The following is a 12,253-nucleotide window of genomic DNA, read 5'->3' as shown; positions in this document are numbered from 1 at the left end:
CGTGAAGGGATGAAAGGCTGGAACCTGTTCCAGTTGATGCATCGTAAAGCACGCGGCGATGATGTTGGCAAAACCAAGTTTGGCGAAAGAAATTACTGTGCCGAATCCAACGGTAACGCTGCCGACACGCTGATGCTGTGTGCATCCTGGGTCGCTCAGACGGATCTTTCGGAGTTCTTTAAGAAATGGAATCCGGGCGCGAATGCTTACCAGCTGCCGGGGGCGAGCGAGATGAGCTTCGAGGGCGGTGTGAGCCAGTCGGCTTACGAGACGCTGGCGTCGCTTGGTCTGCCTAAACCGCAGCAAGGGCCGGAAACCATTAACAAGGTTACCGAGCATAAGATGTCAGACGAGTAAGCCTGTATGCCGGATAAGGCGTTCACGCCGCATCCGGCATGAAATAAGGCGCATTGGGTTAACACATATGCCCGATGCGCCAGCTTATCGGGTCTGGAGGGAAAGCCGCGATTATTTGCGTTGGCAGACACCCGTAGGCCGCATCCGGCAAGTAACAACAAATAACCTTTAACCATGCTTTTTGATGTTTTTCAGCAATACCCCGCGGCGATGCCCATACTGGCAACCGTCGGAGGATTGATCATCGGCAGTTTTTTGAATGTGGTGATTTGGCGTTACCCCATCATGCTGCGCCAACAAATGGCGGAGTTTCACGGTGAAATGCCGAGTACGCAGTCAAAAATAAGCCTGGCGCTGCCACGCTCGCACTGCCCACATTGTCAGCAGACCATCCGGATACGTGACAACATTCCGCTGCTCTCCTGGCTGATGCTCAAAGGGCGCTGCCGTGACTGTCAGGCGAAAATCAGCAAGCGTTATCCGCTGGTGGAGTTATTGACGGCACTCGCTTTTTTGCTGGCGAGTCTGGTCTGGCCGGAAAGTGGATGGGGGCTGGCGGTGATGATATTATCCGCCTGGCTGATTGCCGCGAGTATCATTGACCTCGATAACCAATGGCTGCCCGATGTTTTTACTCAGGGCGTATTGTGGACCGGGCTGATTGCGGCATGGGCGCAGCAGAGTCCGTTAACGCTACAAGACGCAGTTACCGGCGTCCTGGTGGGGTTTATCACTTTTTACTCCCTGCGCTGGATAGCCGGAATAGTTCTGCGTAAAGAAGCATTAGGCATGGGCGATGTATTACTCTTCGCCGCTTTAGGTGGCTGGGTGGGGGCGTTATCACTGCCCAATGTTGCTTTAATCGCTTCATGCTGCGGCCTGATATATGCCGTTATTACAAAAAGAGGATCAACCACACTGCCTTTTGGACCGTGTTTAAGTCTGGGCGGTATAGCAACACTTTATCTACAGGCATTGTTTTAATGATAACCACGTCATTATCGAAGTGACATTTTAACTCTTATTAATAACCTTAGAGATTATTTACCATGTCGATAAAACAAATGCCAGGGAGGGTATTAATATCGCTATTGTTGAGCGTTACAGGATTATTAAGTGGCTGTGCCAGCCATAATGAAAACGCCAGTTTACTGGCGAAAAAACAGGCGCAAAATATCAGCCAAAACCTGCCGATTAAATCTGCGGGATATACCTTAGTGCTGGCACAAAGTAGCGGCACGACGGTAAAAATGACCATTATCAGCGAAGCGGGTACTCAGACCACGCAGACGCCTGACGCCTTTTTAACCAGCTATCAACGACAAATGTGCGCTGACCCAACGGTGAAATTAATGATCACCGAGGGAATTAATTACAGCATAACAATTAATGATACACGCACAGGTAACCAGTATCAGCGGAAACTGGATCGTACCACCTGTGGAATAGTTAAAGCATAACGTCGGGTAGATATAAATTGGCGCGGGTTGTTTTTCGTGACGCACGAATTTATCTCATTCAATGGCTGACAAAAATTCGTCACACTCTTAGCCAGAGACAATCTCTTCATACAGACAAAGAGCATCTGCGAAAAATCGCACGCGGGATGTTCTGGCTGATGCTGCTTATTATTTCTGCAAAAGTGGCGTATTCACTCTGGCGCTATTTCTCCTTTTCTGCGGAATATACGGCGGTTTCTCAATCGGTGAATAAACCGCCCCGTGCGGATGCAAAACCGTTCGATAAAAAAGACGTGCAATTAATCAGCCAGCAAAACTGGTTTGGCAAATATCAGCCCGTTGCCGCGCCCGTAAAACAACCCGAACCTGCGCCTGTGGCAGAAACGCGTCTTAATGTGGTGCTGCGCGGGATCGCCTTTGGCGCCAGACCCGGCGCGGTTATTGAAGAAGGCGGTAAACAGCAGGTCTATTTGCAGGGGGAAACGCTTGGCTCTCACAACGCGGTGATTGAGGAAATTAACCGCGACCATGTGATGCTGCGTTATCAGGGAAAAATAGAGCGTCTGAGTCTGGCAGAAGAGGAACGTTCCACAGTTGCTGTGACCAACAAAAAAGCCGCCAGTGACGAAGCAAAGCAAGCCGTTGCTGAGCCTGCTGTCAGTACGCCAGTTGAGATCCCGGCTGCCGTGCGTCAGGCACTGGCGAAAGATCCGCAGAAAATTTTTAACTATATCCAGCTTACGCCTGTGCGTAAGGAGGGGATTGTCGGTTATGCAGTGAAGCCGGGGGCAGATCGTTCTCTGTTCGATGCCAGCGGTTTCAGGGAAGGCGATATCGCCATTGCGCTAAATCAGCAGGATTTCACTGATCCACGAGCAATGATTGCTCTGATGCGGCAGTTACCTTCAATGGATTCCATTCAACTTACGGTTTTACGCAAGGGTGCGCGCCACGACATTTCCATCGCGCTGCGCTAACCGCATTTAATCCAGGAGAATCATTCATCGTGTTTTGGCGTGATATTACGTTGTCGGTCTGGCGTAAGAAGACAACTGGCCTCAAAACAAAAAAGCGTTTACTGCCGCTGGTGCTGGCAGCGGCATTATGTAGTTCACCGGTCTGGGCGGAAGAAGCCACCTTCACCGCCAATTTTAAAGATACCGACCTGAAATCGTTCATCGAAACCGTCGGCGCTAACCTTAATAAGACCATCATTATGGGGCCGGGCGTACAGGGGAAAGTGAGTATTCGCACCATGACGCCGCTCAATGAACGCCAGTATTACCAGCTATTCCTTAACCTGCTGGAAGCACAGGGGTATGCCGTCGTACCGATGGAAAACGACGTGCTGAAGGTGGTGAAATCCAGCGCCGCGAAAGTCGAGCCGCTGCCGCTGGTCGGTGAAGGCAGCGACAACTACGCGGGCGATGAAATGGTCACCAAAGTGGTGCCGGTGCGTAATGTGTCGGTACGCGAGCTGGCGCCGATTTTGCGCCAGATGATCGACAGCGCGGGTTCTGGCAACGTCGTCAATTACGATCCCTCCAACGTGATTATGCTTACCGGACGCGCTTCAGTCGTGGAGCGCCTGACGGAAGTGATCCAGCGCGTGGATCACGCAGGAAACCGCACCGAAGAGGTGATCCCGCTGGATAACGCCTCGGCCTCGGAAATTGCCCGCGTGCTGGAAAGCCTGACCAAAAACAGTGGCGAGAACCAGCCAGCAACGCTGAAATCTCAAATTGTCGCCGACGAACGCACCAACAGTGTGATTGTCAGTGGTGACCCCGCCACGCGGGACAAAATGCGCCGCCTGATCCGTCGCCTGGATTCAGAAATGGAACGCAGCGGCAACAGCCAGGTGTTCTATCTTAAATACAGCAAAGCCGAAGATCTGGTCGATGTGCTGAAGCAGGTCAGCGGCACGCTCACGGCGGCTAAAGAAGAGGCGGAAGGCACGGTCGGTAGCGGGCGTGAGGTTGTTTCCATTGCTGCCAGCAAACACAGTAATGCCCTGATTGTTACCGCGCCGCAGGACATCATGCAGTCGCTGCAAAGCGTGATTGAACAACTGGATATTCGCCGTGCTCAGGTGCATGTCGAGGCGTTGATCGTGGAAGTTGCCGAAGGCAGCAATATCAACTTCGGCGTGCAGTGGGCGTCGAAAGATGCCGGATTAATGCAGTTTGCTAACGGTACGCAGATCCCTATTGGCACGCTGGGGGCAGCCATTTCTCAGGCGAAACCGCAGAAAGGCTCGACAGTGATCAGTGAAAACGGCGCCACCACCATTAACCCGGATACTAACGGCGATCTCTCCACGCTCGCACAGCTGCTTTCTGGCTTTAGCGGTACGGCGGTTGGTGTGGTGAAAGGCGACTGGATGGCACTGGTACAGGCGGTTAAAAACGACTCCAGCTCGAACGTGCTCTCCACGCCGAGCATCACCACGCTGGACAACCAGGAAGCCTTCTTCATGGTGGGCCAGGACGTTCCGGTATTAACCGGCTCTACCGTTGGTTCCAATAACAGCAATCCTTTCAATACAGTAGAGAGGAAAAAAGTCGGCATCATGCTGAAAGTCACGCCGCAGATTAACGAAGGAAACGCGGTACAGATGGTGATTGAACAGGAAGTCTCGAAGGTGGAAGGACAGACCAGCCTCGACGTCGTGTTTGGCGAGCGCAAACTGAAAACCACCGTGCTGGCTAACGATGGCGAGCTGATCGTGCTTGGCGGTCTGATGGACGACCAGGCGGGAGAAAGCGTGGCGAAAGTGCCGCTGCTGGGCGATATCCCGTTGATTGGTAACCTGTTTAAATCCACTGCGGATAAAAAAGAAAAACGTAACCTGATGGTGTTTATCCGCCCGACCATTCTGCGTGACGGTATGGCGGCAGACGGCGTGTCGCAGCGCAAATATAACTATATGCGCGCCGAACAGATCTATCGCGATGAGCAAGGCTTAAGCCTGATGCCGCATACCGCGCAGCCGGTACTGCCAGCGCAAAACCAGGCCTTACCGCCGGAAGTACGCGCGTTCCTCAATGCCGGGAGAACGCGTTAATGGTGCCTGTAGCACAGGAAACCACCGCTAACACCGTGCGTCTGCCCTACAGTTTCAGCCGTCGGTTTAGCCTGGTGGCATGGTGCGAAGCGTCGCTGGAGATCCTCCATGTTCATCCGTTGTCGCTCTCTGTTTTGCAGGAGTTGCAGCGGGGGCTGAACGCGCCCTTTACGCTGCGGCAAATCGACGAGGCCGAATTTGAACAGCGACTGAATGCAGTCTGGCAGCGGGACTCTTCCGAGGCTCGCCAGCTGATGGAAGATCTCGGTTCTGCCGAGGACTTCTTTACCCTCGCAGAAGAGCTGCCGGAAACGGAAGATTTGCTGGAAAGTGACGACGATGCGCCAATCATCAAACTGATCAACGCCATGCTGGCAGAGGCGATTAAAGAAGGCGCTTCGGATATCCACATCGAGACGTTTGAAAAGAGTCTGGTGATCCGTTTTCGCGTTGACGGCACATTGCATGAAATGCTGCGTCCAGGGCGCAAACTGGCCTCGCTGCTGGTATCGCGTATTAAGGTGATGGCGCGGCTGGATATTGCCGAAAAGCGCGTACCACAGGATGGACGCATTGCGCTGCTGCTGGGCGGTCGGGCGATTGATGTGCGTGTCTCCACCATGCCTTCCGCCTGGGGCGAGCGCGTGGTGCTGCGACTGCTGGACAAAAACCAGGCCCGCCTGACGCTGGAGCGTCTGGGTTTAAGCCAGCAACTGACCGCGCAGTTGCGCCAGCTGTTACACAAACCGCACGGCATTTTTCTGGTGACGGGGCCGACAGGTTCCGGCAAAAGCACCACGCTGTACGCCGGATTGCAGGAGCTGAACAACCATTCGCGCAACATTCTCACGGTTGAAGATCCCATCGAATACATGATTGAAGGGATCGGTCAGACGCAGGTCAACACCCGCGTCGGGATGACCTTCGCCCGTGGGCTGCGCGCGATTTTGCGTCAGGACCCGGATGTGGTGATGGTCGGTGAAATCCGCGATACCGAAACCGCAGAAATCGCCGTCCAGGCGTCATTGACCGGACACCTGGTACTTTCCACGCTGCATACCAACACGGCGGTGGGGGCGATCACACGTTTGCAGGATATGGGGGTAGAGCCTTTCCTGCTCTCTTCCAGCCTGACGGGCGTGATGGCGCAGCGGCTGGTCCGCACGCTGTGCACCGACTGCCGCCAGGCCGCGCCTGCCACTGATGAAGAAAAACGCCTGCTGGGAATTACCGACGCCTGTACCGTCACTCTGTACCATCCGCAGGGCTGCCCCGCCTGTAATCACAAAGGTTTTCGCGGACGTACTGCCATCCATGAGCTGATCGTGGTGGATGCCACATTGCGTGATTTGATCCACCGTCAGGCCGGGGAACTGGAGCTGGAACGTTATGTCCGGCAACACTCTGCGGGTATCCGCAGCAACGGCATTGAGAAAGTGCTCGCCGGAGAAACCTCTCTCGATGAAGTTCTGCGGGTAACCATGGAGGCGTAATGGCACTGTTTTACTATCAGGCGCTGGAGCGTAATGGTCGCAAAACCAAAGGCATGATTGAGGCGGATTCCGCGCGTCATGCCCGCCAGTTGTTGCGCGGTAAAGAGCTTATTCCCGTGCACATTGAAGCACGGATGAATGCTTCGTCAGGGGGAATGTTGCAGCGTCGGCGACATGCACATCGACGCGTGGCGGCGGCAGATCTGGCGCTGTTCACTCGCCAACTGGCAACGCTGGTGCAGGCAGCAATGCCGCTGGAAACCTGCTTACAGGCGGTCAGTGAGCAAAGTGAAAAACTGCATGTGAAAAGCCTCGGAATGGCGCTGCGCAGCCGGATTCAGGAAGGTTATACCCTGTCGGACAGCCTGCGCGAACATCCCCGCGTCTTTGATTCTCTGTTTTGTTCGATGGTGGCTGCCGGAGAAAAATCCGGGCATCTCGATGTGGTGCTCAATCGCCTGGCAGATTACACCGAACAACGCCAGCGCCTGAAATCACGCCTGTTGCAGGCCATGCTCTATCCGCTGGTTCTGCTGGTGGTGGCAACGGGCGTGGTCACTATTTTGCTAACGGCAGTGGTGCCGAAAATCATCGAACAGTTCGATCATCTCGGACACGCGCTACCCACCTCCACCCGAATGCTCATCGCTATGAGCGACGCGTTACAGGCCAGTGGTGTTTACTGGCTGGCGGGATTGCTGGTGCTTCTGGTTCTGGGGCAACGGCTACTCAAAAATCCTGCTATGCGCCTGCGCTGGGATAAAACCTTGCTGCGCCTGCCCGTGACGGGGCGTGTTGCGCGCGGGCTGAATACGGCGCGTTTTTCCCGCACGTTAAGCATCCTCACCGCCAGCAGTGTTCCGCTACTGGAAGGTATTCAGACCGCTGCCGCCGTGTCGGCAAATCGCTATGTCGAGCAACAACTGCTGCTGGCGGCAGATCGCGTCCGCGAAGGAAGCAGTTTGCGCGCCGCGCTGGCAGAGTTGCGCCTGTTCCCGCCGATGATGCTGTACATGATCGCTTCCGGCGAACAGAGCGGCGAACTGGAAACCATGCTCGAACAGGCCGCAGTTAACCAGGAGCGGGAATTTGATACCCAGGTGGGGCTGGCGTTGGGGCTGTCTGAGCCAGCTCTGGTGGTGATGATGGCGGGCGTGGTGCTGTTTATCGTCATCGCCATCCTCGAGCCGATGCTGCAACTGAACAATATGGTTGGAATGTAATTTACGGAGTTATCACATGAATTCGTTATCCCGCACACAAAAACCACGGGCAGGTTTTACCCTGCTGGAAGTGATGGTGGTGATTGTTATTCTTGGCGTCCTGGCAAGTCTGGTGGTGCCTAACCTGTTGGGCAATAAAGAGAAAGCGGATCGGCAAAAAGCCATCAGCGATATCGTGGCGCTGGAGAACGCGCTGGATATGTATCGACTGGATAACGGGCGTTATCCGACTACCGAGCAGGGGCTTGAGGCGCTGATCCAGCAACCAGCCAATATGGCGGACGCCCGCAACTACCGTACCGGTGGATACATCAAACGACTGCCAAAAGATCCGTGGGGCAATGATTATCAGTATCTCAGCCCGGGTGAAAAAGGACTGTTTGATGTTTACACCCTGGGGGCGGATGGTCAGGAAAACGGGGAAGGCGCTGGCGCAGATATCGGTAACTGGAATTTGCAGGAGTTTCAGTAATCAGTGCCTGAACGCGGATTCACTCTTCTGGAAATCATGCTGGTGATTTTCCTTATCGGCCTTGCCAGTGCGGGCGTGGTACAGACGTTTGCGACCGATTCTGAATCGCCCGCGAAAAAAGCAGCGCAGGATTTTCTGACTCGCTTTGCGCAGTTTAAGGACATGGCAGTGATCGAAGGGAAAACACTCGGTGTGTTAATCGACCCGCCGGGATACCAGTTTATGCAGCGTCGTCACGGGCAGTGGTTGCCCGTTTCTGCGACCCGGTTATCGGCACAGGTTACGGTGCCGAAACAGGTGCAAATGCTGTTACAACCCGGAAGTGATATCTGGCAGAAGGAGTATGCGCTGGAGCTGCAACGCCGTCGCCTGACGCTGCACGATATTGAACTGGAGCTGCAAAAAGAGGCGAAAAAGAAGACGCCGCAGATCCGTTTTTCGCCTTTTGAACCCGCCACGCCGTTTACGCTGCGCTTCTACTCGGCGGCGCAAAACGCATGTTGGGCGGTAAAACTGGCGCACGATGGCGCGTTATCCCTCAATCAATGTGATGAGAGGATGCCATGAAGCGCGGATTTACCTTGCTGGAAGTGATGCTCGCGCTGGCGATTTTTGCGCTGGCTGCCACGGCGGTGTTACAGATTGCCAGCGGTGCGCTGAGTAATCAGCAAATTCTTGAGGAAAAAACGGTAGCGGGCTGGGTAGCTGAAAACCAGACCGCGCTGCTCTACCTGATGACCCGTGAACAACGAGCGGTCAGGCACCAGGGCGAGAGTGATATGGCAGGAAGCCGCTGGTACTGGCGAACCACACCGCTGAATACCGGTAACGCGCTGCTCCAGGCGGTGGATATTGAAGTCAGTCTTCACGAAGACTTTTCGTCGGTGATTCAGTCACGACGCGCCTGGTTTAGCGCCGTGGGAGGCCAACAGTGAGAAGGACTCGCGCTGGTTTCACGTTACTGGAAATGCTGGTGGCAATTGCCATTTTTGCCTCACTGGCACTGATGGCGCAGCAGGTGACAAACGGCGTCACGCGCGTGAATAGCGCCGTCGGGGAACACGATCAAAAACTAAACCTCATGCAGCAAACGATGAGTTTTCTGACCCACGATCTGACACAAATGATGCCGCGTCCGGTAAGAGGCGAACAGGGCCAGCGTGAACCAGCGTTACTGGCGGGCGCTGGCGTGCTGGCGTCTGAGAGTGAAGGGATGCGCTTTGTGCGCGGCGGCGTGGTCAATCCGTTGATGCGCCTGCCACGCAGTAATCTGCTCACCGTCGGTTATCGCATTCATGACGGTTATCTCGAACGGTTGTCCTGGCCGCTGACCGATGCCGCAGGCAGCGTGAAGCCGACAACGCAAAAATTAATCCCGGCGGATTCGCTCCGTTTGCAGTTCTACGACGGCACGCGCTGGCAGGAGAGCTGGTCGTCAGTACAGGCGATCCCTGTAGCGGTGCGTATGACCCTGCATTCGCCACAATGGGGCGAGATTGAACGCATCTGGTTGTTACGCGGGCCGCAATTATCATGATCACCTCACCACCAAAACGCGGAATGGCACTGGTCGTGGTGCTGGTATTGCTGGCGGTCATGATGCTGGTAACCATCACACTTTCCGGGCGGATGCAGCAACAACTTGGGCGAACGCGCAGCCAGCAGGAGTACCAGCAGGCACTGTGGTACAGCGCCAGTGCAGAAAGCCTGGCGCTGAGCGCGCTCAGCCTGAGCCTGAAAAATGAACAACGCGTGTATCTGGCACAGCCGTGGGCTTCCGGCCCCCGTTTTTTCCCACTGCCGCAGGGGCAAATCGCCGTCACTCTGCGTGACGCACAGGCCTGCTTTAACCTGAATGCCCTCGCTCAGCCGACGACGGCGTCGCGTCCGCTCGCGGTACAACAACTGATTGTCCTGATCTCGCGCCTTGATGTACCTGCTTATCGGGCCGAACTGATAGCCGAAAGCCTGTGGGAGTTTATTGACGAAGACCGCAGCGTGCAGACGCGTCTGGGTCGTGAAGACAGCGAGTATCTTGCCCGTTCGGTGCCGTTCTACGCCAATAATCAACCGCTGGCGGATATCAGCGAAATGCGCGTGGTACAGGGAATGGACGCCGGGCTTTATCAAAAACTGAAACCGTTGGTCTGTGCGCTGCCGATGGCCCGCCAGCAAATCAACATCAATACATTAGATGTCACGCAAAGTGTGATTCTTGAGGCGCTGTTTGACCCGTGGTTAAGCCCTGTTCAGGCGCGGGCGTTATTACAACAACGTCCGGCGAAGGGCTGGGAAGATGTCGATCAGTTTCTTGCACAGCCGCTACTTGCTGACGTCGATGAGCGTACTAAAAAACAGCTAAAAACCGTCCTGAGCGTGGACAGCAATTACTTCTGGCTGCGTTCAGATATCACCGTGAATGAGATTGAACTGACGATGAATTCGTTAATTGTCCGCATGGGCCCACAACACTTTTCTGTTCTCTGGCATCAGACAGGAGAAAGTGAGTGAGTTCCATCCTTGAGATTTTTTTCCCGCTTTGCGCCGCTGCTCCCATCCGCTGGCAGCGCCGTACACCCGACGTGGAGCACGGCATCTGGCCTGAAATCGGCGATGAACAACTTCAGCAATGGCTGCAAACTGATGCGATTCGCCTCTACATTCCCGGCGAATGGATCAGCGTCTGGCAGGTTGAACTGCCTGATGTTGCCCGCAAGCAGATACCGACTATTCTGCCCGCCTTACTGGAAGAAGAGCTGAATCAGGATATCGACGAACTGCATTTCGCCCCGTTGAAAATCGACCAGCAACTGGCAACCGTGGCAGTGATTCACCAACAGCATATGCGCAACATTACGCAGTGGTTGCAGGAAAACGGCATCACCCGCGCTACCGTCGCGCCAGACTGGATGTCTATTCCTTGTGGATTTATGGCTGGCGATGCGCAACGGGTTATCTGCCGCATCGATGAATGCCGGGGATGGAGCGCCGGGCGTGCGCTGGCTCCGGTCATGTTCCGCGCCCAGCTCAATGAGCAGGATTTACCGCTTTCGCTAACCGTGGTCGGGATCGCGCAGGAAGAGCTATCTGCATGGGCTGGCGCAGACGCTGAACGCCTGACAATTACGGCTCTGCCCGCCATTACCACTTATGGCGAACCGGAAGGGAACCTGCTAACTGGACCGTGGCAGCCTCGTGTCAGCTACCGAAAACAGTGGGCGCGCTGGCGGGTGATGATTCTGCCGGTATTGCTGATTCTGGTTGCGCTGGCAGTGGAACGGGGGGGGACGTTATGGAGCGTCAGCGAACAGGTGGCGCAAAGCCGCGCCCAGGCTGAGAAACAGTTCTTAACGCTGTTCCCGGAGCAAAAACGGATTGTGAATTTGCGCTCTCAGGTGACGATGGCGCTGAAAAAATATCGCCCGCAGGCCGACGATACCCGGCTGCTCACAGAATTGTCAGCGATCGCCAGTACCCTGAAATCAGCGTCACTTACCGACATCGAGATGCGTGGTTTCACCTTTGATCAAAAACGCCAGACGCTTCACCTCCAGCTGCGGGCCGCGAATTTTGCCAGTTTCGACAAACTGCGTAGCGCGCTGGCGGCAGATTTTGTTGTGCAACAGGACGCGTTACAGAAAGAGGGTGATGCGGTTTCCGGCGGCGTAACGTTGCGGAGGAAATAACATGTTACGCGATAAATTTATTCACTATTTTCAGCAATGGCGTGAGCGCCAGTTAAGCCGTGGCGAACACTGGCTGACACAACACCTGGCGGGCCGTTCGCCGCGTGAAAAAGGCATGTTACTGGCAGCGGCAGTGTTCCTGTTTAGCGTCGGATATTACGTCCTCATCTGGCAGCCTTTGAGCGAACGGATAGAGCAACAGGAGACGATGTTGCAACAGCTGGTGGCGATGAACTCCCGGATGAAGAGCGCCGCGCCGGATATTATTACGGCGCGAAAATCCGCCACGACAACGCCTGCACAGGTATCGCGGGTCATCAGTGACAGTGCTTCCGCGCACTCAGTGGTCATCAAGCGGATAGCTGAGCGCGGGGAGAATATTCAGGTCTGGATAGAACCTGTGGTGTTTAATGATCTGCTGAACTGGTTAAACGCGCTGGATGAAAAGTATGCGCTGCGGGTGACACAAATTGATGTCAGCGCTGCTGAGAAGGC

Annotated in this window: 14 protein-coding genes; all 14 read left to right on the top strand. The window is 55.0% G+C overall.

Features of this window, described 5'->3' with window-relative positions; all coding sequences use genetic code 11:
* Positions 1–357: hypothetical protein (locus FEK47_RS05175; RefSeq protein WP_138183131.1), on the top strand; the 357-nt coding region annotated here is incomplete at its 5' end.
* A 174-nt stretch (positions 358–531) separates the two neighbouring features.
* Positions 532–1,341, top strand: a complete 810-nt coding sequence (gene pppA / locus FEK47_RS05165; protein ID WP_135487009.1) for a prepilin peptidase PppA — start codon at positions 532–534, stop codon at positions 1,339–1,341.
* A 65-nt stretch (positions 1,342–1,406) separates the two neighbouring features.
* On the top strand, positions 1,407–1,817 hold the full coding sequence (gene gspS2 / locus FEK47_RS05160) for a type II secretion system pilot lipoprotein GspS-beta (protein WP_001324279.1): 411 nt from the start codon (positions 1,407–1,409) through the stop codon (positions 1,815–1,817).
* Positions 1,818–1,834: 17 nt separating this feature from the next.
* Complete coding sequence (gspC, locus tag FEK47_RS05155) at positions 1,835–2,794, top strand: type II secretion system protein GspC (protein WP_135487010.1); 960 nt, start codon at positions 1,835–1,837, stop codon at positions 2,792–2,794.
* Between the two features lie 29 nt (positions 2,795–2,823).
* Complete coding sequence (gspD, locus tag FEK47_RS05150; protein WP_000498829.1) at positions 2,824–4,884, top strand: type II secretion system secretin GspD; 2,061 nt, start codon at positions 2,824–2,826, stop codon at positions 4,882–4,884.
* Positions 4,884–6,377, top strand: coding sequence for a type II secretion system ATPase GspE (gspE, locus tag FEK47_RS05145; RefSeq protein WP_138183130.1), 1,494 nt, complete (start codon positions 4,884–4,886; stop codon positions 6,375–6,377). The genes gspD and gspE overlap by 1 nt, the downstream gene beginning before the upstream one ends.
* A complete protein-coding gene (gspF, locus tag FEK47_RS05140) occupies positions 6,377–7,600 on the top strand; it encodes a type II secretion system inner membrane protein GspF (protein ID WP_135487262.1) in 1,224 nt (407 codons plus the stop codon). The genes gspE and gspF overlap by 1 nt, the downstream gene beginning before the upstream one ends.
* Before the next feature lie 16 nt (positions 7,601–7,616).
* Entirely contained in the window at positions 7,617–8,072 is a 456-nt protein-coding gene (gspG, locus tag FEK47_RS05135) for a type II secretion system major pseudopilin GspG (protein WP_001087289.1), read from the top strand.
* 3 nt (positions 8,073–8,075) lie between these two features.
* Positions 8,076–8,639 (top strand): type II secretion system minor pseudopilin GspH, encoded by a 564-nt coding sequence (gene gspH, locus FEK47_RS05130; protein ID WP_135487263.1) that lies wholly within the window; start codon positions 8,076–8,078, stop codon positions 8,637–8,639.
* On the top strand, positions 8,636–9,007 hold the full coding sequence (gene gspI / locus FEK47_RS05125; RefSeq protein ID WP_135487264.1) for a type II secretion system minor pseudopilin GspI: 372 nt from the start codon (positions 8,636–8,638) through the stop codon (positions 9,005–9,007). Before gspH ends, gspI begins: the two co-directional genes overlap by 4 nt.
* Positions 9,004–9,609, top strand: coding sequence for a type II secretion system minor pseudopilin GspJ (gene gspJ / locus FEK47_RS05120; RefSeq protein ID WP_135487265.1), 606 nt, complete (start codon positions 9,004–9,006; stop codon positions 9,607–9,609). The genes gspI and gspJ overlap by 4 nt, the downstream gene beginning before the upstream one ends.
* A complete protein-coding gene (gene gspK / locus FEK47_RS05115) occupies positions 9,606–10,583 on the top strand; it encodes a type II secretion system minor pseudopilin GspK (protein ID WP_135487266.1) in 978 nt (325 codons plus the stop codon). Before gspJ ends, gspK begins: the two co-directional genes overlap by 4 nt.
* Positions 10,580–11,758 (top strand): type II secretion system protein GspL, encoded by a 1,179-nt coding sequence (gene gspL / locus FEK47_RS05110; RefSeq protein WP_135487267.1) that lies wholly within the window; start codon positions 10,580–10,582, stop codon positions 11,756–11,758. Before gspK ends, gspL begins: the two co-directional genes overlap by 4 nt.
* Position 11,759: 1 nt before the next feature.
* On the top strand, positions 11,760–12,253 hold a 494-nt coding region (yghD, locus tag FEK47_RS05105), incomplete at its 3' end, for a GspM family type II secretion system protein YghD (RefSeq protein WP_138183129.1).

The sequence above is a fragment of the Escherichia sp. E3659 genome (genome assembly GCF_005781135.1).
Taxonomy (GTDB): domain Bacteria; phylum Pseudomonadota; class Gammaproteobacteria; order Enterobacterales; family Enterobacteriaceae; genus Escherichia.
This window is presented reverse-complemented; position numbering and strand designations above follow the sequence as displayed.

Coding starts and splice junctions, on each gene's coding strand:
- pppA (WP_135487009.1), top strand. CDS start 532: ATGCTTTTTGATGTTTTTCAGCAATACCCCGCGGCGATGCCCATACTG.
- gspS2 (WP_001324279.1), top strand. CDS start 1,407: ATGTCGATAAAACAAATGCCAGGGAGGGTATTAATATCGCTATTGTTG.
- gspE (WP_138183130.1), top strand. CDS start 4,884: ATGGTGCCTGTAGCACAGGAAACCACCGCTAACACCGTGCGTCTGCCC.
- gspF (WP_135487262.1), top strand. CDS start 6,377: ATGGCACTGTTTTACTATCAGGCGCTGGAGCGTAATGGTCGCAAAACC.
- gspG (WP_001087289.1), top strand. CDS start 7,617: ATGAATTCGTTATCCCGCACACAAAAACCACGGGCAGGTTTTACCCTG.
- gspI (WP_135487264.1), top strand. CDS start 8,636: ATGAAGCGCGGATTTACCTTGCTGGAAGTGATGCTCGCGCTGGCGATT.
- gspK (WP_135487266.1), top strand. CDS start 9,606: ATGATCACCTCACCACCAAAACGCGGAATGGCACTGGTCGTGGTGCTG.